Genomic DNA, 21609 nt, shown 5'->3' with positions numbered 1-21609 from the left:
GCCTCTGCGCCGCCTGTGTGCCAGCTGTGCGGCCGGGCCGCCGAGCCACCGCTCAGCCTCCGACCGTGGTCACTCGGACACCCCGTACGCGTCGGTCCGGACGAAGCGCATGCTCCACCCGCCGTGGCCGTCGGGCTGGTCGCGCTCGTAGAGGTGGTCGGGGCCGGGCTGTGTCGGGCCGGTGCCGCCCGGATGCCGCATGATCCACCGCTGCGGAGGGGCGCCGTCCGGCTCGGCCGGTACCGCGCGGACCAGCCCGTCCGCGGGACCGCCGACGAAGCGTACGGTGACCTCGCCCATCGCGGCGCTCCCTTGCGTGACGATGCCGGCACGCTCGGTGCGTACGGCCCTGGGTCGCAAGCTACCGCACCCGGCGGTGACCCCGGCCGAGGTACGGCGTGATCGGCGGCCGACGCGGTTTGCCCAGCTCGGCCCCCGGGTACCGCGATTCCCAGGCCCCGCCGCCGGGCGGGACGAGGATGAGGAGTTGTCGATGCGGACGCTGGACGGGCGGTACCAGCTCGAACAGCGCATCGGCGTCGGCGGGATGTCCGAGGTGTGGCGGGCCCACGATCGGGTGCTGGACCGACCGGTCGCCGTGAAGCTGATCGCGCCCGGCCCGGACGGCCACCACGACACGGTGGACCGGATCCGCACGGAGGCCCGCTCGGCGGCCCGGTTGGTGCACCCGAACGTCGCGAGCGTGCACGACTTCGGCACCTCCTCGACGCTTCCCGGCCGCCGGGTCCCCTACATCGTCATGGAGCTGGCCGAGGGCGAGACCCTCGCGGCGCACCTGCGGGCGGGCCCGCTGGACTGGCGCATCTCCGTGCGGGTCTGCGCGGAGGTCGCCGCCGCGCTGTCCGCCGCGCACGCGAGCGGCATCGTGCACCGCGACGTCAAGCCGGCCAACGTCATGCTCACCCCGGCGGGGGTGAAGGTCCTCGACTTCGGCATCGCCACCCCGACCGGCACGGCCGACCCGATGCCCGACGGCATACTGCTCGGCACCCCGGCGTACCTGGCGCCGGAACAGCTCGACGGCGCCCCCGCGACGCCGGCCGCCGACATGTACGCCCTCGGCGTGCTGCTCTACTACTGCCTCAGCGGTCGTCTCCCGTACCGGGCCCAGACCCCGGCCGAGCTGCTGGCCGCGCGCCGGTCCCGGCCGCCCGAGCCGCTGCCGGAGGTGGACGGGCTCCCGCCCGAGGTGTCCGAGTTGTGCCGCTGCTGCCTGGACGACGATCCCGCCGGGCGTCCGACCAGCCTGGTCGCGGCGCTGCTGCTGGCCGAGGTCGTGGACGCCCGGGTGTACGTGCCGATGGCGATCCCCACGCAGCGGTCGCTGTCGCCGTCGCCGTCGCCGTGGACCGAGCGGGCGGCGGCGCAGCCCACCGAGGCGCTGTCGGTCGTCGACGGGAGCTGAGCTGAGCGTTTCGCCCGCCCTCGGCCGGGTAGCCGGGCGGGTGAGCGACGGGAGGAACGCGATGCCGAGTCCGAGTTCCTGGCTGCATGAGGCCACCGCCACCGCCGAGGGTGGCCACGTCCGAACCGATGACGGCGGGCTCTCCACGCCGCTCGCGTCGCCGCTGGCGGCGCACTGCACCGGCCTGAGACCGGAGCAGTTGTTGGCGGCGGCCTTCGCCTCCTGCCTGCACCACGCCGCCGTGGAGGCGGCCGGGGAGATCACCGACGAGGCGCACACGGTCCAGGTGCGCGCCGAGGCGAAGCTGGGGCGCGACGACGACGGCCGGTACCGGGCCGACGTGCACGCCTCGATCTCGTCGGCCGGTCTGAGCCGGGCGCAGTTGGCCGACCTGGTCGAGTACGCCGATCGGCTCTGGCCCTTCTCCAGCAGCGACAACACGCGGCACCGGTTGACCGTCACCCCGGCCGAGAACGGTCGGCACTGAGAGCGGGCTCTTGTCGGCCGGACGGCATCAGCGGCGGGTGGCACTCTCCCTGATGAGCCTGATGACTCTGGGGCATCTTGATGCCTGAGAGTCATCACGCTCATCGGAGTGCTACCGCCGGACCGCGATGACCCATCCGCCACCGACACGCATCGTGGTCAGGCGTTCGGTGGACCCCCGCATCACCCGACAGGGGGATGACCGGAGCCCCGCAGAACATCACCTCTCGGTGGGACGCGATGACCACCTTCACCTGGCGAATCGGAAATACCCGTCTCGTCTGATCGGCGAGGTTGTGCCGACATAACCGGCTTTCGCCCGTTGCCACGCCCACGATTCGGGCAAATTGTGGCGCATGCCACTCTTGGGGCCGATGGCAGCGGGCGACCGACTATCTAGCCTCGGCGGGTGCATCCCGACGACCCCACCGCCCAGAAGCTGACCGACGCGCCCTCGACCACCCGCACGAGGGACGCCGCATCAACCGAACGGACGATCGGCCGTCACCGGGCCCCCGAACCGCCGCCGCGCCGCGCCCTGCTCGGCTCCACCCCGGTCCGGGTCGCCCTGGCCACCGGCGTCACCTGCTGTCTCGGCCTGGGCGCGTTCGCCGCCGCCCGCGACGGGCAGGAAGCCCCGCAGCCCGTCCGGCCGATCGCCGACGCGCTGGCCGACCGTGCCGCCATCGCCGACGAGCGCGCCTCCCGGTCGCTGGACCGCGACCTCGCCCCGGCCCGGGTCCTGCCCACCCCGACGGCCGCGCCGACCCCGACGCCCACCGTCACCCGCAAGGCGCCGAAGAAGCCGGTCAAGCCCCGCCGGCCGCGCCCGGTCGCCGGGCTCGACCAGCAGCAGATGGACAACGCGAAGATCATCGTGGACGTCGGCGTGGGGCTGAAGATGCCGCGTCGCGCCCTGGTCGTGGCGCTCGCCACCGCGATGCAGGAGAGCAACCTCTACAACCTGGCCAGCGACGTGCTACCGGAGTCGAGCGAGTACCCGCACCAGGGCAGCGGCTCCGACCACGACTCGGTCGGGCTGTTCCAGCAGCGGCCCAGCAGCGGGTGGGGCACGGTCGCCGAGCTGATGCGCCCGTCGTACGCCGCCCGGGCCTTCTACACCGCCCTCGCCGAGATCCCCGGCTGGCAGGACATGAGCCTCACCGCCGCCGCCCAGGCGGTGCAGGTCTCGGCGTACCCCGACGCGTACGCCCCGCACGAGGACCGGGCCACCACCGTGGCGGCCGCGCTGCTCGCCTGAGGCCGTCTCAGCGGGTGCCGGCCGCCGCCGTGGGCGTGTCGGCCGGCACCGGCTCGACCGTCACGCCGACGAGGATCTCGTCCGCCAGGGCCTCGCGACGGCGGCGCGCGTGCAGCGCCTCTTCGAAGTCACGCCGGGCCTGCACGGCATCCGCGTACGCCTGCTCCCGGACCCGACGGGCCTCCTCGCGGGCCTCGTCCAGCGCGCGGCGGGCCTGCGCCAGGATCTCGTCCGCCTCCTGACGCACCGCGTCGCCGGCCCGGCGGGTGGCGGCGGCGTCGCCCAGGTCCAGTCGCTGGAGCAGCCCGCTGAGCCAGGTCGCCTCCTGGCGGATCTCGTCCCACTCCCGGGTCGCCCCGGCCGCGCCCTCCGCCCGCGCCGCGAGCCGGGACAACCTGATCCCCAGCTCATCCAGGCAGGAATCCACCTGTCGCTGGTCGTAGCCGGTCTTCACGACGGAGAACCTCATACTGTCGCCCCCAGGCAGCCGCTGTTACTTCCCCACCTGGATCCTCGGGCGCGACGACATCCACCGAGGCGGTTCGGGAAAATTGTTCAGCATGCGCGGGACGGGCGGATCAGGGGCGCTTGGGCAGCACGACCACGCGGCCGAAGAACTCGTCGATGCGGCGCACCACGTCGTTGAAGTCGTCCAGGTCGATCGGCTTGGTGACGTACGCGTTGGCCTGCAACGTGTAGCTGCCGACGATGTCGGTGTCCGCGTTCGAGGTGGTCAGCACCACGATCGGAATGGTCCGCAGATCCTCGTCCTGCTTGACCGCCCCGAGCACCTGACGCCCGTCCATCCGCGGCATGTTGAGGTCGAGCAGGATCACGTCCGGCCGGCGGGCCCCGGAGTGGCGACCCTCGGCCCGGAGGAACTCCATCGCCTCCTCGCCGTCGCTCACCACGTCGATGATCTTCTCGACGTCGGAGTCGGCCAACGCCTCCTCGATCATCAGCACGTCGCCGGGATCGTCGTCGACCACCAGGATGCGTACCGGCTGCGGGCTGTCGCCCATCACTACCTGCCTCGGGTGTCGGCGGAGAATGGAAACCGGACGGTCACCATGCTGGCGGGGAAATCTAGCCCATCAGAGGGCGCTGTGGGACGCCGGGTCAGCCGTGTCGGGAACGTAGCGGAGCACGTCGGCCAGACCGGTGATCCGCAACACGCGCTCGACCCGACCGGCGGCGCCGGTGATCCTCAGCCAGCCCCCGTCGGCCGCGGCCTGGTTGTCGCCCCGGACGAACACCGCCATCCCGGTGGAGTCGCAGAAGGTCAGGTCGGTGAGGTCGAGCAGCACCCGGCGCTCACCGGCGGCGGTGAGCCGGTCGATGGCGGCGGCCAGCTCTTCGGCGGTGCTCAGGTCCAGCTCACCGGCGAGCCGCAGGCAGGCGACACCGCCCTCGCGCTCGGCGTCGCTGACACTGAACGTCACCGTCTCCCCCTCGCTCGCTCCACCGGCGGGTGGGACGTTTGCAGTGCGGCAAGTATACGCAGGGGGGTACGACGCTCCGCAGCGCGTGGTGATCGTCTGGCCGACCCGGGTCAGCCGGCGGAACGGGACGCGGCGGCCAGCCCGGCACGCCCCAGGGCCAGCGCGTGCGCTGCCCGGGGGTAGTCCCGCAGCTCGGCGGCGAAGTGCTCCAGGGTGAGTTCGACGGCGCTGGCCGGCACCCGCCGGCTCGTCAGGATCTCCGCGAGCCAGTCGACGAATTCGGTGAACAGCGAGGCGTCGTCGACGTACAACGCGGCGGCCAGCGAGTCCAGGATGTGACCCAGGTCGCTCACCGTCGAGTCGAGCTGGGTGGCCGTGTACTCGCGCGTCGCCGGCGCCTTCGCCCGCAGATCGGTCAGCGCGCTGTCGATCAGATCGCCACGGCGGCGGACCAGACTCGCGTACTCGTCGTCGGCCAGGTGCGCGAGTCGCGCCGCCGGCACCCGCCGTAGCGCCCGCTCGTCAGCGATCAACCCGGCCGCCGCCGGCGCGTTCGGCGCCCAGGCCGCGCCGAGCCGGGCCGCCCACCGGCCGTCCGCGCCGAAGCCCCGCCCGCCGACCACGACCGGCACGTCCGAACGCCGGCACGCCTCGATCATCCGATGGGCGTGCGGCAGCCGCATCGGCAGCGCGCAGGCCAGCGCGACCGCCTGCGCGTCGTGCCGGTGCAGGTACGACACGAGGTGCGCCGCCGGCACGCTGGCGCCCAGGAAGGTCACCTGCCAACCGCGGAGCCGCAGCACCTCGGCCACCAGCCGGGGCGGCAGGGCGTGCCACTCGCCGTCCATGCAGGCCACCACGACATGACCGCCGGTCGCACGCGGTTTGGCGTGCGCCGCCACGGCGGCCACCACCCGCTCGCTGATGTGGGTGGCCGCGTGCTCCTGCGCCACGCTCCACTCGTTGCGGGCCCACCGCTCACCCACCTCGGCCTGTGCCGGCGCGACCAGGTCGAGCAGCACCCGCTCCGGCGGCACGCCCGCCTCCAGCAGGCCGATCGCCACGTCGATCGCGGCGTACTCGTCGGCGTCGGCGAGGCAGGCCAGATAGCCGGGGTAGGCGTCGGTCGGTTCCGTTGTCGCGGCGGGGGCGGTCACGCGGGGCTCATCCTCTGCTCGTCGGCGGTCGTCGGCGGGGGAACGGCGTGCAGGTGCCGCGCGCCACGACCGGGGCTGACCGCGCGCAGCGCCAGGACGGCGATGTCGTCGTGGTCGCCGTGCCCCAGCCAGTCACAGGTGACCTGCTCGACGCGCTCGGCCAGGGCCGGCGCCGGCATGCGCTGGCAATCCGTCACGGCCGTCACCAGCCGCTCCGCGCCGAACTGCTCGTCGCCGCGACGACCCCCACGGGCCTCGGTGACACCGTCGCTGTAGAGCAGGCAGGTCTCGCCCGGCGCCAGGCGTACGGTCACCTCGCCGACGCGCGGGTCGGGCACCACCCCGATCAGCATGCCGCGCAGCGGCACCACCTCAACCTCGCCCGAGCCGCGCAGCACCAGCGGCGGCAGGTGCCCGCCCCCGGCCATCGTGAGGGTGACGCCTCCGTCGCGCTGCGGACGGGCCACGCCCAGCACGATGGTGGCGAAGCGGCCCTGGCCGTTGGCCTGGGTCGTCTCGAACAGGGCGTCGTTGAGCAGCCGCAGCAGCCGGCCCGGGTGGGACTCCACCCGGTGCAGCGCCTGCAGGCACTGGCGGAGCTGACCGGTGAACACGGCCGCCTCGACGCCCTTGCCGGAGACGTCGCCGAGGAAGAAGACGGAACCGCCGTCGGCGAGCCGGTGCGAGCCGTAGAAGTCGCCGCCGATGCGCAGTCCCGCCTGCGCCGGACGGTACGCGGTGCCCCACTGCACGCCGGCGGTCTCGGTCGGCTCGACCGGCAGCAGGCTGGCCTGCAGGGTGTCGGCGACCTCCGCCTGGTCGCGGTAGAGCTGGGCAGTGGTCAACGCCGCGCCGGCCCGGGCCGCGAACGCCCGGATCAACTCGACGTCGTCCTCGTCGTACCAGCGGCTGGAGCGCCGGGCGACCAACAGCACCCCGACGGGGGTGTCGCGGCCGGGCAGCGGGACGACCCGGGCGGTGCTGTCGACGCCTGTGAGGCCGGGCAGCCAGCCGGCGTCGACCGCCTGCTCCACCAGCCAGTCGACCGTGTGCGGCTCGACACCGGTCAGCCCGTCGGCGATGGCCGCGGGGAGGGTGACGCCGGTCAGGACGCCGCCGTCGACCATCGGGGCCTCGTCGTCGACCCGGGTGGCCCGCCACCAGCGGACCCGCCCCGCGCGGGGCGCGAGCACCAGCACCGCCACCTCGGCCAGGGTCGGCACGGCGAGTCGGACGACCGCGGCGGCGGCCCGGTCGGGGTGCAGCGGGTTGCCCAGCTTGTCGCCCACCACGGCCAGGAAGGCCGACCGGGCCCGCTCGGCGAGCAACGCGTCGGCGCGGCTGACGCTCTCGGTGACGTCCTCGACGTACCAGCAGCAGCGGCCGGCGGACAGCGGCATCCGGCGGGCGGTGAGCCGACGGTCGTGGTGGGTGAAGTTCCCGGGCACGCCCTCGCCCAACCCCGGCACGCCGGACGCGGCCAGCGGTTCACCGGGTACCACCTCGGGCAACAGCCGCTCGGCCACCGGGCTCACGTGCCGGACGACACCGTCGGCGTCGCAGACCACCAGGCCCTCGCGGAAGTGTTCGACGACCTCGGACCAGTCCGGAGTGGCCTGGTCACGGTCGGGGGCCGACGGCGGCAGCGCGGGCGCGGGCCAGGACGGTGCGTCGGCGGACCACGCCGGGGCCCGTGTGGTACTCGGCGTGGAGATCCGTCCGTCGCCCGGGTCCCAGTCCCTGACGTCGGAAGCAGTCACCAGCTGAGCCTCACTCCTTGTCGTCCACCCGAACGTGCACTGTCCACCCACCCTACGCCGGTGCGCCGTGACCGGCATCCGACAGCAGGTCGGGCCCCGGTTCCGGTAGCGAGCGGCCCCGCTCGACGGTTGTTACGATCCCCTCGCGCCGGTCGGAGTGCCGGCCCGGGGGAAGGGGCCTGATCGTGCTGTCGGAAGGGCGTAGGGCCGACGCGAAGCCACTGAGCGTCGCCGTCGACCGGTCCGACCCCGACGTGCCCCTGATCCGCGTCGGCGGCGAGCTGGCGTACGCGACCTCGGCCCCTCTGCACGCCGAGATCGACCGGATCCTCGCCGACGCGCCACGCGCGATCGTGTTGGACTTCGCCGATCTGACCTTCATCGACAGCACCGGTCTCGCCGTGATCGTGCACGCCTGGCGGGAGGGCCAGGCGGTCGGCGCCGGGCTGCGGCTGCGCTCGGTCCCGCGCTTCCTGGCGACGATCCTGGACATCACCGGGGTGGCGACGCTCCTCGGTCGGCCGGTGCCCACCGCTCGTCCGGAGGGCGGGCCCGACGCCGAGGCGTCCGCCGCCACGGCGTGATCCGGCGACGCGCAGCCCCCGGGTTTGCGTTCCGCGTGCGGACTGGGAACATGGTGCAATGCCCCACCAGCTGTTGACCATCGAGGTGAGCCGGCCCGACGCCGGTCACGTCCGGCTACGGCTGACCGGCGAGCTCGACTACGACACCGCGCCGGAGCTGGTGGCCGCCGCGGCCGGCCTGCACGGCGAGCCGCAGGTGACGATCGACCTGAGCGGCGTCGGCCTCTGCGACTCGTCCGGGCTCAGCGCCCTGCTGATCGCGCGTCGGAGCGTCGGCGCGATCCGGCTCACCGGGGTCAGCCCGCAGATCCAGCAGTTGCTGGATCGCACCGGCCTCACCGAGCTGCTGGCCGTGCAGGGCGACGACGAGCTGCGCGCCACCGGCTGACGGCCGCACCGAACGACCACCCCACGCGCGAGGGGGCCCCCGACCCTGGGACCTGGGGCCGGGGGCCGGAGAAATGCCTAGGGCGCGGTCATCGGCTGGAGTCGGGGCCCGCCGTCGCGCAGTTCGACGGTCGACGGAGGTTCGATGTCGTCGGGTTCCCCCGAGTCGGGCGTCTGGTACAGGTAGCGGACAAACTCCCCACCCGCCTCGTTGTCGTCCGCACCCGGCCACTGGCCGATGCAGTCCATTCCGACCACTTCCCGGCCGGTTCCGTCGGCCTCCTCCAGCAGCGCCCACAGGCTCACCGGGTAGCACCGGGTGGCGTCGGGCGTGAGCTGCCAGCGGGCGTACCAGCCGGGTCGAGCGGGAACGATCTCGACGATCCGTTTCATGACGACCTTCCTTCCGCGTACCTCGGAAGAACTGCCTCCTGCCCCGATCCTGCGGGCCGCACGGGTGAGCGCCCCTCACCCCGGGCGGATGAAGCCCGGCCGACGCTCAGCCGTACTCGGCCGGCAGCGTCCGTTTCGGCTCCCGGGACGACGGGAACGCGACCGTCGCAGGATCGATCCCCAGCGGAAGGGGCGTCACGATGCGCAAGCAGATGGAGGGCGACAACCAGCGCCGCCGGGCGCTGGCCCGGCAGGCCCGCGAACAGGGCGGCCAGCCCAGCGAGTACGGCGCGAGCCTGAGCGCCTCCAAACAGCTCACCAGCCTGGACCAGAGCAGACGGGCCGGCCCGCCGCCGGCCGGACGGCACAAGACGGACACCACGCGTGGTGGACCGGCCCCGCCGTCGAGGGGTACCCCGGACAATCCGCGACCGCAGCCGCCGCCCGGTGGCGCGGCCGGTGTGACAAGTTTGGGATACCGGGATCTGGTCGAGGATGTCCGACGCCGGTCCGGGGTCGACTTCCCGACGGCGAAGGTGGGCGCCGAGGCGACCGTGCTGGTGCTGGCCTTCGCGCTCGACACGGCCGAGCGGCAACGACTGCTCGCCGCCGTGCCGAACTCGCTGCACGACGTGGTGCCCGTGGACGGCATCGAGCGGCACCGCGATCTGCCCGGCTTCCTGGCCGAGGTGGGCCGGATCAGCGGGCGTACGCCGGAGCAGGCCCGCTACCAGGCGGAGGCGACGATCGCCGCGCTCGCCGAGCAGGACGGCGACCTGATCGAGTCCCTGCACGTCCCCGACGGCCTGCGGGAGCTGCTGAACCCGCCAGCGGCCGGCGGCGGCATCGTGGGGGCCTCCACCACCACGCCCACCCTGGACGAGGAGCAGGTCCAGGCGGCGCTGGACGACCTGCCGTACTGGGCCGGCGACACCACCGCCCTGTACCGGGTGGTCGCGCTGCCACCGGACAACCTCGACCGGGTGCTCGCCCGACTCGACCGGCTACGCCAGGAGACCGGCCGCGGCCCGAGCATCGGGCGGCCCGGCGACACAGCCGCCGTGCTGACCGTCCGCACCAACCAGGCGGACGGGGTGAGCGCGCTGGACGTGGACCTGGCCCACGCGATCGACGACGCGATCGACGAGGTCGGCGCCGGGATGGCCGGCGGCTGACCACCGCCACGGCGTACGCGGGCCGGCGGACGCGGGTGCTCCCGCGCCGCCGGCCCGTCGGCCGCTCGGTTAGCGTGCCGTCATGAACCGCGCCGCCGACCGTCTGGAGTTGGTCGCCGATCCGGTCCGCAGGACCGGACGGACGCTGCTCTCCGCCGGCGTCGAGCAGTCGTACGTGGATGTCGAGGATCCCCGGCACCTGCACTTCGAGTACGTCCGCCGGATCGCGTCGGCCGTGGAGCTGGCGGCCCCCGCGGGCGTACCCCTGGACGTGTTGCACCTCGGCGGCGGCGCGTTGACGCTGCCCCGCTGGCTGGCCGCCACCCGGCCGGGCTCGGCGCAGCGGGTCGTGGAACGGGACCGGGCGGTGGTCGACCTGGTGGCGCGGGAGTTGCCGCCGCTGCCACCCGAGGTGCGGGTGGCGGTCGGCGACGCGCGGGAGGCGGTCACCGCAGCCGGGGCGGACGGGTACGACCTGGTGATCGCCGACATCTACCAGGCTGCCCGGATGCCCGGACACGTCCGCACCGTGGAGTTCGCCGCCGAGGTGGCCCGTGTCCTGCGGCCCGGCGGGCTCTACCTGGTCAACGTGACGGACCTGCCACCGCTGGTCGGCACCCGGGTGCAGGTGGCGACGCTGCGGGCGGTCTTCGGGGACGTCTGCGTCTTCGGCGACCGCCGGATGCTGCGGGGTCGGCGCTACGGCAACCTGGTGCTCGCCGCGACGCACCGCCCCGGCGGGCTGCCGGTCGGTCGGCTCGCCGTGGCCGCGCTGCGCGACCCGATCGTGGGTGGGCTGCTGCACGCCGCCGCCCTCGACACCTTCGTGGCCGGCGCGCACCCGCTTCTCGACACCGACGTCTGAGGTAGGGCGAACCGGCCGGGATGCCGGGTTTTCCACGGTCTGCGCGGGGAAGGCCCGGCGGGTGAGCAACGCCGAAGATCGGGCCACCGCCCGCCGGACCCTGGTCGTGATCGGGCTGGTGCTGGCCACCGCGCTCGCGCTCGCCTTCGTGTACGCGACCCGTCGGGTGCTCGTCTGGGCGGTGGTGGCCGCCTTCTTCGCGGTCGCGCTCAAACCGGCCGTGGACCGGCTGCAACGCCGGTTCGTCCGCCGCCGGGCGCTGGCCACGCTGCTCGTCTTCCTCGCCGCGTTCGTCGTGCTGGCGGTCCTGGCCACGGTGATCCTGGTGCCGCTGCTGGACGAGGTGGGCCGGTTCGCCGAGCGGGGGCCCGAGCTGCTGCGCGACGCGCGCGCCGGGCGCGGTCCGCTGGGCGAGTTCCTGGAACGCACCGGGGTACGGCGCTACGCCAGCGCGCACGCGGACGAGCTGCGGAATGCCGGGGCCCGGCTGCGGCAACCCGCCGTCGGGGTGCTGCGTGGCGTGGCGGAGGGGGTCGCGGGGCTGGTCACGGTCGTCGTGCTGGCGTACCTCATGGTGTTGGAATCGCCGCGGATCACCCGCGGCGTGCTCGCGGTGGCCGGGGACGGCCAGGGCGAGCGGTTGCGCCGCGTCGGCCGGGAGGTGTCCCGGACGGTCACCGGCTACCTCACCGGCAACCTGCTGATCAGCGTGATCTGTGGCGGGCTGACGTTCCTGGTGTTGAGCCTCACGGGGGTGCCGTTCGCCGGGGTGATCGCGCTGCTCGTCGCGGTGGCCGACCTGATACCGCTGGTGGGCGCGACGATCGGCGCGGTGCTCGCCGCCGGGGCGGGGTTCCTGCACTCCCCCACCGCCGGCGTCGTCGTGCTCGTCTTCTTCGTCGTCTACCAGCAGGTGGAGAACCACCTGCTGCAGCCCCTCATCCTCGCCCGCGCGGTCCGGCTCAACCCGCTGACCGTGCTGCTGAGCCTGCTGCTCGCGGCGGAGTTGGCCGGGTTGCTCGGCGCGCTGCTGGCCATCCCCGCCGCCGGCATCGTCCAGATCCTGCTGCGCGAGTACGGCCCGCGACGGGCAAACCCGCCCCGCTCACCGACCCCGCGTCGCGACCTCGGGTGAGGTGCTCTCCAGCGGCACCGCGTTCGCCGGGACCAGCCCCAACTGCACCGCCGAGCGGGTGAGCGCGGCGTCGAGCACCCAGTCGGCACCCACGCGGGTGCGGTTACCCGGCATCGCCATCAGGTGGTACGCCCGGGTGACCGCCTTGGCGGGCAGCCCGGCCAGGTTGACGTGCAGCGGGTTCGCGGCGGCGTCCTTGCCACCCAGGTCGACCACCCAGCCCAGGTCGTGGTGCTTGTACGGCCGGCGCGTGCCGAACCCGTACGACGCGGCGATGTTGTGCGCCACCCGCTTGCCCTGCCGCTCCGCGTGCTGCGCCGTCATGCCGCAGATCTGCCCCGGGTTGACCAGGTCGGGCACGGCGGCCGCGTCACCGCAGGCGAAGACCTCCGGATAGCCGGGGACGTTGAGGTACTCGTCGGTGACCAGTCGGCCCCGCTCGGTGCGCAGGCCCAACTCGTTGACGAACGGGTCGGGGCGTACGCCCACGCACCACACCAGCGTGCAGGTGGGGACGTACTCGCCGTCGGTGAGCTTGACCCCGTCGCAGGTCGCCTCGGCCACCGAGGTGCCCATCCGCACGTCCACGCCGCGCTTGTTCAGCACCTTGTGCGACGTGTCGGACATTCTCTTGTCCAGCTCCGGCAGCACGCGGGGGGCGACGTCGAGCAGCATCCAGCGGGGCCGGACGGTGAGCCGGGGTCGCTGCGCGTGCAGGGCGTCGGTGAACAGTTGGCCGTGCGCGGCGACCTCGGTGCCGGTGTACCCCGCGCCGACCACCACGAAGGTGGAGCGGGCCCGCTGCTCGGCCGGGTCCTCGGCCTGCTCGGCCAACTCCACCTGGCGGACGATGTGGTCGTGCAGGTAGACGGCCTCGGGCAGGCCGCGGAAGCCGTGCGCGTACTCGGTGACGCCCGGGATCGGCAGCAGCTTGTTGACGCTGCCCACGGCCAGGACCAGCCGGTCGTACGCCAGGCGGTTCTTCTCCCCCTCGGGCTGGGTGAAGCCGACCCAGCGGTTCTGCAGGTCGACGTGGTCCGCCTCGCCGATCACCACCCGTACACCCTTGAGGGTTCCGGTCAGCGGCACGGCGATGCGCGACGGCTCGACCACCCCGGCGGCCACCTCGGGCAGCAGCGGCAGGTACAGGAAGTAGTCGGTGGAGTTCAGCACCACGATCTCGGCCCGGTCCCGGGCGATCCGGCTCAACGTCTTCGCCGCGTGGTAACCGGCGAACCCGGCCCCCACGATCACCACACGAGGTTTCGTCATTGCCGGCCGTTTCCCGTCGCAGCCCAGGACAAACGTCAGTCCCGGCGGCAGGTCCACCTCCACCGGAGTTCGCCCGGTCCCCGCCGACCGGCCTTGTCGATCAAGAGGTTTGCGTCATGCGCCTCGGCGTGTCGTGACGCAAACCTCTTGATCACGCGGGTGGGGTGGGGGTGGGGGGTGGGGGTTAGGGGGGTGGGGCGGTTATGGCCCAGCGTTCGTGGTCGCGCCAGGCGCCGTCGATGAAGAGGTAGTCGGGGGAGAAGCCCTCCAGGCGGAAGCCGAGCTTGCGGGCGACCCGCCGGGACGGCTCGTTGCCGGGCTGGATGTTCGCCTCCAGGCGGTGCAGCCCGACGCTGGTGAACGCGTGGTCGATGACCAGGGCGATGCCCGCCGAGGCGTGCCCGGTGCCGCTGTACGGCTCGAACGCCGCGTAGCCCAGGTACCCGCCGCGCAGCGCGCCGAGCACGATGCCGCTGATGTTCACGTAGCCGGCGATCGCTCCGCTGGCCCGGTCGCAGATCAGGTAGCCGGCGCTGTCCCGGCGGCGGATCCGGGCGAGGTAACGGTCGTACTCCTCGGGCGTTTCCGGCGCGGCCAGCCACGGGTGGTGCAGGTCCCGACTCCGCCGCACGGCCGCCACGAACTCGTCGACGTCGGTCGGCCGGGGTCGCCGGATCGCGGCGGGACCACCGCTGCGCAGGTATCTCACGACGGACCACTCTGACCCACCGGCGGGACAGTTGTCCAACCGGCTAGCGGGGGGTCAGCACGGAGAACTCGTTGCCGTCGGGATCAGCCAACACGACCCGACCGGCCTGATCGGTGCCGATCCGGCTCGCGCCGAGGGCGAGCAGACGGTCCACCTCCGCCTGCTGGTCACCGTCGGCGGCTGGCGCGAGGTCGAGGCGCACCCGACCCTCGCCCGCACGCGACATGTAGGGCGGCCCACCCCAGGTGATCTTCGTGCCGCCGCGCGGGGACTGGATGGCGGTCTCCTGGTCCTGGTCCCAGACCAGCGGCCAACCGAGCGCCTCGGCCCAGAAATACCCGACCTCCGGCGTGCCGTCGCAGGCCAGCGCGCCGACGAACCCGCAGCCGGCGAGGAAGTTGTTGCCCGGCGGGATGACGTCGAACTCGTTGCCCTCCGGGTCGGCCAGCACCACGTGGTCGGCGTCCGGGCCCTGGCCGATGTCGAGGTGCCGTCCACCCAGCTCGATCGCCCTGGAGACCGTCAGAGCCTGATCGTGCTGCGAGGTGCTCGTCAGGTCGAAGTGCATGAGGTTCTGGACGACCTTCGGCTGCTCGGTCGGTGCGAAGCGGAGTCGGAACCCGGTGTCGTCGGTGGGCACGAGCCCCACACCCTCGCGCGGATCGTCGACGATCTCCCAGCCGAGGATGCCGGACCAGAACCGCGCCAGCGGCAGAGGTTCGAGCGCGTCGAAGCTGATCGCGAACAGGTGAGAGGTCATCGGTCTGCTCATCTCCGATCCGAATGGGCGCGGCCCGCCGTGGAGCGGAAGCGTACGGATGGGCACGCCGGTCCGCATCCGAGTATTCGACCAAGCCCCTCGTCCGGCGCGAATCCCGCTACCGCCGCGCCCGCCCGCCGCCTAACCTCGCACCGTGGCCAGGACCCGGAAGCGGACAATCCGCGTCGACGACGTCGACTATCAATGGACGGTCAGCCAGGCCGATCCGCGCCACGTCGTGGTCCGGGTGTGGAACGTCGACGGCGGCCAGGACGTCCGGCTGGAGGAGCGGGTTGCCTTCGACGACCCGTGGCTCAACTATGGACCGATCATCACCACGGATCCCGAGCGGGTGGCCGAGGTGTTTGCCCTGGAGCCGGTCACGCCACGGCTGGTCGAGAGGCTGATCCGGTCGGCGCTCGCCGATCCGCTCAGTGGCGCGTGACGAACGTGACGAAGGCCCGCCAGGCCGCCGGGGTGACGACCAGCGCCGGGCCGCTCGGGTCCTTGCTGTCGCGGATACCCACCACGCCCGGCAGGTTGGCCGCGACCTCGACACAGTCGCCCTGATTGCCGCTGCTGCGGGTGCTCTTGTGCCAGATCGCGCCGGTCAGGTCCATGCCGCTGCCGCCTCCGTGATCACGTCGAGGGTCTGCCGGTGCGACAACGCCTCGGCCCGTACCGATTCCCACGACTGTCGCAGCGATAGTACGTCGGCGGGGCGCTCGATCACCGTCCCCTGTAGAGGATTGTCCAGGTAGGCCACGTCGTCCCCGTCAGCCGGGGTGGCGATCACGAAGGCGCCGTTCAGCCCGGGATACGCGCCCACCTCGCGCGGCACTAGGTGCAGGTGCACCCGTGGCCGCCGACCAATGTCAAGAAGGTGCTGTAGCTGCTCGCGCATCACGGCCGGTCCGCCCACGGGCCGTTCCAGCACCGTGTAGTCGAGCACCGCGACGAAGAGTGGTGGCTGCTCACGGGTCAGGATCTCCTGCCGCTGGAGCCGGGCAGCGACAGGCTGGTCCAGCTGATGATCGGCCAGCTGACTCGCGCCGGCATAAAGCGCCCGCGCATAGCCCTCGGTTTGCAGCAGCCCCGGCAGCACCAACGGCTGGAACGAGCGCAGCGCGGTCGCCTCCTGCTCGATCGTCACCCACTCGCGGAACCACGGCATCACCGACTCGCGGATCATCGTCTCGCGGATGCGCAGCAGCAGGCCGTCGGCGTCCAGCACGCGGTCGCTGCGCTCGGTGAACTCCAGCCGGGGCGGACGCCGACACTGCTCGACGGCCGCGACGAGCGACGCCGAGTAGTTGATCCGTTCGCTCAGCGCTTCCTGGGACAGACCGGCGACCGTCCGCAGCCGGCGCAGCTCGCCGGCGAACAGCTCCAGCATGGGCAAACGATCCACTGCACACCTCTGCACACCGGGGGCGTCTGACACGTACATCGGCGCTGGTGGGGCTCGCGCGCCTTCCGACAGTAGCGGCCCGGTCAGCAGACTGTCACGTAGCGGAACCGCCCGGCCCGGCCCACTGACGGGCGGAACCGAACGAGGGGCCGCCGCGAACCCCCGTACCGCGGCGGCCCCTCCCCCACCTGTGAAGGAGCGTGTTCCATGGTGACCTCACCGCCCGTGCCGACCGGCACACCGCCGCACACGCCGCTGCGTCCGATGTGGTGCTGCCGCGCATGCGGTGGCCCGTGGCCCTGTCCGACCGCCCGGCTGGTGCTCAAGGCCGAACACGAACACGACCTGATCGGCCTGTCGATCTACCTGTGCGGGCAATTGCACGACGCGATCCGGGACCTCTACCGGCTCAATCCCGACGACGCGCCCGCGCCGCAGGCCCTGTTCGCGCGGTTCGTCGGCTGGACCCCGTACCGCCGTCCGCTCATCGCGCCGGACTGAACCAGCGGGCCAGCCACGGGGTGAGCGCGACGAGCGCGAGGGCGAGAACGGTGATGACGGCCTGCCCGATCCGGCCCGGGGTGACGCCACCGGCCGGGTCGAGCACGTAGTTGGCGTACCCGTTGGCGGCGGCGTCCGTCGCCAGCACGGCGCAGCCCAGCGCGAGCCCCGCCGGACGGCGGGCCGCCAGCAGCAGCGCCGCCAACGGATCCCACAGGGTCAGGGACGCGAAGTAGACCGCGAGCCAGCCGGGCAGCGCGAGTTGCGGCCGGAGACCGGGGACGAGCAGCTGGAGTACGTGCACGACGCCACCGTACGCGAAGACCAGCACAGCCCCCGCCACGACCAGCCGGACCCGCGCCGGAACGCCGCGCCAACGATCGGTGCCCACCCGGCCAGTCTGCCGCGTGGCCCCGACACGAGAGGCACCCTGATCGACTCCGTTTCGCTGATATAGGGGTGTCCGGGGCACTTCGACACCCCCAGTTCAGCGAAACGGAGTCGATCAAGGGCTGAACCGCCGGCTACGCCGGGTTGTTGGCGTGGGTCAGGGTCTCCCAGGCCACGAAGAGGTTGTTCGTGCCCTGGGGACGCTTACGCTCGGTGTAACTCTGGGTGTTGGCCATGCCGATACCCATCCGGTTGTGCAGCGCGTTGAAGCCGACCTCGGTGATCGGGCCGAGGCCGAGGACGACCGAGCCGCCGCACACGCTCGACGGCACGGCGGTGCCGTTCTCGAACTTGGTGTGGAAGCCGAGCGCGTGGCGCAGCCGGTCCTGGAGCTCCGGGTAGAGGTCGCCGCCCTGGATGCGGGTGGTCTCGGCGACGTGCGAGATGGCGGAGATGCTGTAACCGGTGTGGACCCAGTCGCGGCAGGTCTCCTGCGCGTGACCGTCGGTGTAGGTGGCCTGGCCGTGCCAGCGGGACACGAGTTCGGCGGGGGTGTCGACGCTGGTGGCCGGCGGGTACAGGGGTCGGACCCCGTCCGCGGCGATGTAGATGGACGCGGCGGCGGCGGCCCGGAACCGGGTGAGCGCGCGGTCGTACGACGTGCGGTCCTCCAGGAAGATCGAGATGCCGATCGCCGCCTCGGCGAGGGTCAGGTCCCAGTTGCTGGTGCGGGAGTCACCGGCGATGACCACGGGCAGGTAGACGGTGCGCAGCATGATCGCGAACCGCGCCTGGTTGGGCCAGTTGCCGTAGGTGTATCGGATGATCTCGGCGGCGCGCGGCCAGACCGAGCCGGCCCAGCCGGTCTGCAACGGGGCGTTGGCGTTGGTGTGCCGCTGGATGGTTGCCGACCAGGCGTCCATCAGGGCGATCGACTTCTGCGCGTACGCCGAGTTGCCGGTGATGTACCAGGCCAGCGCGTCGGTGTACGCGGCGATGGCGTCCTCACGCTCGTCGGTGCAGCCGTAGTTCGGGTTGGAGGTCTGACCGCACTCGACGGTCGCGCGCGGTGCGGGGACCCGGGACAGCGAGGCGTACCGGCTGCCCATCATCTGGTTGTAGGCGTTGCGCCACGGCTGCTCGCCGGCCTGCACCTTCGCCTTGACGAAGTCGAGCTGCGGCCGGCTGACCAGCACACCGGGATGGGTGAAGGTGGCCGGGGCAGCCTGGGCGCTCGGGGGTGCGGTGGTGGTCACCGCGCCGGCGGCGAGCGCGATGACCACCGCCAGGAGTACGCGTCGACAGCGCATGGGGCTCTCCTCAGTACGGGTGGATGAATAGACAACTGTCTTAACAGTTGCCGGACATCCGACCGCATACCGGGAAACCGGGCAAGAAGGCATCGATAAATTCAAGACTATGAAAAATCAAGTATTTATCCACTTTCCCGCGCTCACCCCCGCTGAGCCGCCCCGTCAGAGCGGCTCGGGCAGCGTCTGCTCCATCGGCATCGGCACCTGGAGGTAGGTGACGCCGCGCATGTCCAGCCAGGCCCGGTCCGGCCCGCGCACCAGCCGCACCATCACCGACTCGCAGGACGGGCAGCGGCCGACCAGACCCGGGGCGTGCGAGTAGACGTGCAGGCTGGCCATCGAGCCGGTCATCCCGCAGTTCTCGCAGCGGCCCATCGCGGTGCTCAGGTCGACGGCGAACAGCTCGCGCAGCGGACCGTCGAGCATGTTGCCGTCCAGGTAGGACATGTTGGTCATCGGATCTCCTCGACAAGACGGTGAGCGGCGGGCGCGCTCTCAGCCGGTGGGGCCGAAGCGTTCGGTCCTGATCCGCCGCGACTGATGGCCCAGCCCCACCAGCAGGTCGGCCACGGCCTCCACGAACCCGGTCGGACCGCAGACGTAGGTGAGCGGTTGCAGATCCGGCGGCCAACCGTGGGTGTTGACGTCGGCCAGGCCGACCCGGTGCGGCTCGCCGCGCCACCCGTCGGGGGCCTCGCGCGTGTAGACGTACGCCACGTCCAGGCCGAAGTCGTCGCGGCCCCGACGGCGCAGCTCGTCCGCGTAGATCACGTCCTGCGGCGTGCGGACCGAGTAGATCAGCCGGAACGGCACCTTGCTGCCGACCTCCCGCCGGGCCCGGATCATCGCCATCAGCGGGACGACCCCGGAGCCGCCGGCCACGAGCTGCACCGGATCGGTCTGCTCCGGACGCCAGATGAACCAGCCACCGAGCGGTCCGCGGATCTCCACCGGGTCGCCGGCGGCGAAGACATCGATGAGGTACGGAGACACCTCGCCGTCGTGGACCCGCTGGACGGTCACCTCGATGCGCGGGCCGCCGGGCCCGTCCACGACCGGCCCGGCGATCGAGTACGACCGGGCGGCCTGGTAGCCGTCCGGGGCGGTCAGGCGCACGTCGACGTGCTGGCCGGGCAGGTGCCCCGGCCAGTCGGGCACCTCCAGGACCAGCGTCTGCGCGGACGCCGTCTCCACCCGGCGCTCCACCAGCCGGGCCACCTGCCACTTGATCGGCGCGCGGGCCGGGGTGCCCGTCGCCACGGCCCGCTCAGTCACCCTGGTACCGCTGCTCGCGCCACGGGTCGCCGTAGTCGTGGTACCCGGCGGTCTCCCAGAAACCCGGCTCGTCCATCGTCTTGAGCCGGATGCCGCGCACCCACTTGGCGGACTTCCAGAAGTACAGGTGCGGCACGAGCAGCCGGGCCGGCCCGCCGTGCTCGGCCGGCAGCGGCGCGCCGTCGAAGGTGTGCGCCACCCACGCCCGGCCGCCGCGCAGGTCGTCCAGGGGCAGGTTGGTGGTGTAGCCGCCGTAGGAGTGCGCGAGCGCGAAGTGCGCGCCAGTGTCCACACCGTCGAGCAGGGTGTCCAGGGAGACGCCCGTCCAGGAGGTGCCGAGCTTCGACCAGTGGGTGACGCAGTGGATGTCGACGGTCGGCGTCTCCTGCGGAAGCGCCATCAACTCCTGCCACGACCACCGGTACTCGGTGCCGTTCTCGGCGGCGATGACGAACTCCCAGGTGTCCAGGGAGACCCGGGGTGTCGGGCCGGCCGAGAGCACCGGGAAATCCTCGGTCAGGTACTGACCGGGCGGCAGGGCCGGCTCCTGTGATCGGGGCCGACCCTGGAAGCCCGGTGACACGATTCCCATTGCACAGTCGTACCACCCGGGCCGGCCGGGGCGGGAGCTTTCCCGCGTACCCCCTCGTGGGCCCGGCGCGGCGCGGTCAGTGCCGTTCGGTCACGACCTCGCGCTCGGCGGGCGTGCCGCCCCGGGTGGCGCGCAGGCTGGTCAGGGTGACCACCACGAGCACGCCGATGATCACGCCGAGCGAGGCCAGGGTGGGGATCTGCGGCACGCTTTCCCAGATGCCGTGCGCCCAGTGCAGACCCAGCTTGAGCCCGATGAACGCCAGGATGATCGCCAGACCGTAGCTGAGGTGCACCAGCCGGCTCAGCGCCGCGTGCAGGACGAAGTAGAGCGCCCGCAGGCCGAGCAGGGCGAAGGCGTTGGTGGCGAAGACCAGGTACGGGTCCTCGGTGATCCCGTAGACCGCCGGCACCGAGTCGACGGCGAAGACGATGTCGGTGGCCAGCACCGCGACCACCACCAGGGCGAACGGGGTGAGCGCCCGCCGGGCGCCCTCCCGGACGGTCATCCGGGTGCCGTGGTAGTCGTCGACCACCGGCATGACCTTGCGCAGCAGCTTGACCGAACGCATCGTGTTGATGTCGACCTCCTGCTCGTGCCCGGAGAGGGCGTCGCGCAGGAGCTTCACCGCGGTGGCGATGAGGATGATCGCGAAGAGCAGGAACGCGAAGTCGAGGGTCTGCAGCGCCGCCGCGCCGAGGGCGATGAAGACCGCCCGCAGCACCAGGGCGCCCGCGATGCCGTAGAGCAGCACCCGCTGGGCCAGCACGGCCGGCACCGCGAACGCGGCCAGCAGCAGCATGAAGACGAAGAGGTTGTCGACCGAGAGCGACTTCTCGACGAGGTAACCGGTCAGGTATTCGACGCCCTGCTGGGAGCCGTAGCGGGCCCAGAGCCAGCCGCCGAAGGCCAGCGGCAGGGCGATGTAGAAGGCCGACCAGCCGATCGCCTCGCGCATGGACACCTCGTGCGGCTTGCGCGTCACCAGGAAGTCCAGCACCAGCAGGAGCAGTACGCCGGCGATCGTCACCGCCCAGAGGGTGGGCGTACCGATCGACGTCAGGTCACTCGCCGCCGCCAAGGGGGACAATTCGGTCATGGGGTCTCCTCGAACACCGTGTCATGTTCGAGGTCTCCTTCACCCATCACCTGATGGGCAACCACCCGAGGCACGCCGGGCGTGCCGTACTGACCGGAATGGTTCGTGGGAAGTACTCCCCTCGCCACGACCAGGTTAGGCCAGGCCGGATCGACACGCCAAGCCGGACGTCGATGGTTGCCCTGGCCAACCGCTGTGTGCGCCCGCTTCTCCGCC

28 protein-coding genes are annotated in these 21609 nt (G+C 72.4%); 10 read left to right on the top strand and 18 right to left on the bottom strand.

Translation table 11 applies throughout. From position 1 onward, the window contains the following. Window positions 1-69: 69 nt before the first annotated feature. Window positions 70-300 (bottom strand): hypothetical protein, encoded by a 231-nt coding sequence (locus ACQP03_RS15195; RefSeq protein WP_357121824.1) that lies wholly within the window; start codon window positions 298-300, stop codon window positions 70-72. A gap of 193 nt (window positions 301-493) precedes the next feature. Between ACQP03_RS15195 and ACQP03_RS15190 the strand changes: the two genes are divergently transcribed. The 3 genes from ACQP03_RS15190 to ACQP03_RS15180 all read left to right on the top strand — a co-directional run bounded on the left by ACQP03_RS15190 (window position 494) and on the right by ACQP03_RS15180 (window position 3173). After that, window positions 494-1426, top strand: coding sequence for a serine/threonine-protein kinase (locus ACQP03_RS15190; RefSeq protein WP_433461024.1), 933 nt, complete (start codon window positions 494-496; stop codon window positions 1424-1426). A gap of 61 nt (window positions 1427-1487) precedes the next feature. After that, a complete protein-coding gene (locus tag ACQP03_RS15185) occupies window positions 1488-1913 on the top strand; it encodes an OsmC family protein (RefSeq protein WP_357121818.1) in 426 nt (141 codons plus the stop codon). A gap of 408 nt (window positions 1914-2321) precedes the next feature. Further along, window positions 2322-3173, top strand: a complete 852-nt coding sequence (locus ACQP03_RS15180; RefSeq protein WP_433461023.1) for a hypothetical protein — start codon at window positions 2322-2324, stop codon at window positions 3171-3173. A 7-nt stretch (window positions 3174-3180) separates the two neighbouring features. On the opposite strand, the gene ACQP03_RS15175 is transcribed toward ACQP03_RS15180, so the two are convergent. The 5 genes from ACQP03_RS15175 to ACQP03_RS15155 form a co-directional block, all read right to left on the bottom strand. Continuing rightward, complete coding sequence (locus ACQP03_RS15175) at window positions 3181-3642, bottom strand: ATPase (protein ID WP_357121812.1); 462 nt, start codon at window positions 3640-3642, stop codon at window positions 3181-3183. Between the two features lie 109 nt (window positions 3643-3751). Further along, entirely contained in the window at window positions 3752-4195 is a 444-nt protein-coding gene (locus tag ACQP03_RS15170) for a response regulator (protein ID WP_357121809.1), read from the bottom strand. Window positions 4196-4267: 72 nt separating this feature from the next. Then, the gene (locus tag ACQP03_RS15165; protein ID WP_433461021.1) at window positions 4268-4615 is read right to left on the bottom strand and encodes an STAS domain-containing protein; all 348 of its coding nucleotides are present in this window, start codon (window positions 4613-4615) and stop codon (window positions 4268-4270) included. 110 nt (window positions 4616-4725) lie between these two features. Further along, window positions 4726-5772, bottom strand: coding sequence for a cobalamin B12-binding domain-containing protein (locus ACQP03_RS15160; protein WP_433461020.1), 1047 nt, complete (start codon window positions 5770-5772; stop codon window positions 4726-4728). After that, window positions 5769-7532: a SpoIIE family protein phosphatase gene (locus ACQP03_RS15155; protein WP_433461019.1), complete on the bottom strand. Its 1764-nt coding sequence runs from the start codon at window positions 7530-7532 to the stop codon at window positions 5769-5771. The genes ACQP03_RS15160 and ACQP03_RS15155 overlap by 4 nt, the downstream gene beginning before the upstream one ends. 185 nt (window positions 7533-7717) lie before the next feature. Between ACQP03_RS15155 and ACQP03_RS15150 the strand changes: the two genes are divergently transcribed. Together ACQP03_RS15150 and ACQP03_RS15145 are read left to right on the top strand one after the other, a co-directional pair. Next, a complete protein-coding gene (locus ACQP03_RS15150; protein WP_357121797.1) occupies window positions 7718-8116 on the top strand; it encodes an STAS domain-containing protein in 399 nt (132 codons plus the stop codon). A gap of 58 nt (window positions 8117-8174) precedes the next feature. Continuing rightward, entirely contained in the window at window positions 8175-8504 is a 330-nt protein-coding gene (locus ACQP03_RS15145) for an STAS domain-containing protein (protein WP_357121794.1), read from the top strand. 77 nt (window positions 8505-8581) lie between these two features. Here ACQP03_RS15145 and ACQP03_RS15140 read toward each other — a convergent pair whose 3' ends face one another. Further along, on the bottom strand, window positions 8582-8896 hold the full coding sequence (locus tag ACQP03_RS15140) for a hypothetical protein (RefSeq protein ID WP_355052350.1): 315 nt from the start codon (window positions 8894-8896) through the stop codon (window positions 8582-8584). Window positions 8897-9096: 200 nt separating this feature from the next. On the opposite strand from ACQP03_RS15140, the gene ACQP03_RS15135 reads away from it, so the two are divergent. The 3 genes from ACQP03_RS15135 to ACQP03_RS15125 all read left to right on the top strand — a co-directional run bounded on the left by ACQP03_RS15135 (window position 9097) and on the right by ACQP03_RS15125 (window position 12071). Then, entirely contained in the window at window positions 9097-10071 is a 975-nt protein-coding gene (locus ACQP03_RS15135; RefSeq protein ID WP_433461018.1) for a DUF2267 domain-containing protein, read from the top strand. Window positions 10072-10153: 82 nt separating this feature from the next. Next, window positions 10154-10936, top strand: a complete 783-nt coding sequence (locus ACQP03_RS15130) for a spermidine synthase (protein ID WP_357121788.1) — start codon at window positions 10154-10156, stop codon at window positions 10934-10936. Window positions 10937-10997: 61 nt separating this feature from the next. After that, window positions 10998-12071: an AI-2E family transporter gene (locus tag ACQP03_RS15125; protein WP_357395638.1), complete on the top strand. Its 1074-nt coding sequence runs from the start codon at window positions 10998-11000 to the stop codon at window positions 12069-12071. Here ACQP03_RS15125 and ACQP03_RS15120 read toward each other — a convergent pair. The 3 genes from ACQP03_RS15120 to ACQP03_RS15110 all read right to left on the bottom strand — a co-directional run bounded on the left by ACQP03_RS15120 (window position 12042) and on the right by ACQP03_RS15110 (window position 14812). After that, a complete protein-coding gene (locus ACQP03_RS15120) occupies window positions 12042-13343 on the bottom strand; it encodes an NAD(P)/FAD-dependent oxidoreductase (RefSeq protein WP_357121782.1) in 1302 nt (433 codons plus the stop codon). The genes ACQP03_RS15125 and ACQP03_RS15120 overlap by 30 nt on opposite strands. A 184-nt stretch (window positions 13344-13527) precedes the next feature. Further along, a complete protein-coding gene (locus tag ACQP03_RS15115; RefSeq protein ID WP_357121779.1) occupies window positions 13528-14052 on the bottom strand; it encodes a GNAT family N-acetyltransferase in 525 nt (174 codons plus the stop codon). Between the two features lie 43 nt (window positions 14053-14095). Then, the gene (locus ACQP03_RS15110) at window positions 14096-14812 is read right to left on the bottom strand and encodes a VOC family protein (RefSeq protein WP_433461016.1); all 717 of its coding nucleotides are present in this window, start codon (window positions 14810-14812) and stop codon (window positions 14096-14098) included. A gap of 154 nt (window positions 14813-14966) precedes the next feature. On the opposite strand from ACQP03_RS15110, the gene ACQP03_RS15105 reads away from it, so the two are divergent. After that, window positions 14967-15257, top strand: coding sequence for a hypothetical protein (locus tag ACQP03_RS15105; protein WP_357121773.1), 291 nt, complete (start codon window positions 14967-14969; stop codon window positions 15255-15257). Here the strand turns inward: ACQP03_RS15105 and ACQP03_RS15100 are convergent. Continuing rightward, window positions 15244-15432 carry a DUF397 domain-containing protein gene (locus tag ACQP03_RS15100; RefSeq protein ID WP_357399064.1) on the bottom strand — a complete coding sequence of 63 codons (189 nt, stop codon included), beginning with the start codon at window positions 15430-15432 and terminating at the stop codon, window positions 15244-15246. The two genes, ACQP03_RS15105 and ACQP03_RS15100, sit on opposite strands and share 14 nt — an antisense overlap. Then, window positions 15423-16208, bottom strand: coding sequence for a helix-turn-helix domain-containing protein (locus ACQP03_RS15095; RefSeq protein WP_357399061.1), 786 nt, complete (start codon window positions 16206-16208; stop codon window positions 15423-15425). The genes ACQP03_RS15100 and ACQP03_RS15095 overlap by 10 nt, the downstream gene beginning before the upstream one ends. A gap of 222 nt (window positions 16209-16430) precedes the next feature. Between ACQP03_RS15095 and ACQP03_RS15090 the strand changes: the two genes are divergently transcribed. Further along, a complete protein-coding gene (locus tag ACQP03_RS15090) occupies window positions 16431-16724 on the top strand; it encodes a hypothetical protein (protein ID WP_357121764.1) in 294 nt (97 codons plus the stop codon). Here ACQP03_RS15090 and ACQP03_RS15085 read toward each other — a convergent pair. From ACQP03_RS15085 to ACQP03_RS15060, 6 genes are all read right to left on the bottom strand, one after another. Next, window positions 16708-17115, bottom strand: a complete 408-nt coding sequence (locus tag ACQP03_RS15085) for a hypothetical protein (protein ID WP_357121761.1) — start codon at window positions 17113-17115, stop codon at window positions 16708-16710. The two genes, ACQP03_RS15090 and ACQP03_RS15085, sit on opposite strands and share 17 nt — an antisense overlap. Window positions 17116-17248: 133 nt before the next feature. Then, a complete protein-coding gene (locus ACQP03_RS15080) occupies window positions 17249-18424 on the bottom strand; it encodes an alginate lyase family protein (protein WP_433461015.1) in 1176 nt (391 codons plus the stop codon). Window positions 18425-18589: 165 nt separating this feature from the next. Then, window positions 18590-18883, bottom strand: coding sequence for a DUF6510 family protein (locus tag ACQP03_RS15075; protein ID WP_355052334.1), 294 nt, complete (start codon window positions 18881-18883; stop codon window positions 18590-18592). A gap of 39 nt (window positions 18884-18922) precedes the next feature. Continuing rightward, window positions 18923-19687 (bottom strand): ferredoxin reductase, encoded by a 765-nt coding sequence (locus ACQP03_RS15070; protein ID WP_357122184.1) that lies wholly within the window; start codon window positions 19685-19687, stop codon window positions 18923-18925. A 7-nt stretch (window positions 19688-19694) separates the two neighbouring features. After that, complete coding sequence (locus ACQP03_RS15065) at window positions 19695-20294, bottom strand: sulfite oxidase-like oxidoreductase (RefSeq protein ID WP_357121754.1); 600 nt, start codon at window positions 20292-20294, stop codon at window positions 19695-19697. Between the two features lie 76 nt (window positions 20295-20370). Beyond that, window positions 20371-21393, bottom strand: a complete 1023-nt coding sequence (locus ACQP03_RS15060) for a TerC/Alx family metal homeostasis membrane protein (protein ID WP_357121751.1) — start codon at window positions 21391-21393, stop codon at window positions 20371-20373. Between the last annotated feature and the right edge of the window lie 216 nt (window positions 21394-21609).

The organism is Micromonospora sp. CA-248212 (genome assembly GCF_050948405.1).
Classification (GTDB): domain Bacteria; phylum Actinomycetota; class Actinomycetes; order Mycobacteriales; family Micromonosporaceae; genus Micromonospora.
This window is presented reverse-complemented; position numbering and strand designations above follow the sequence as displayed.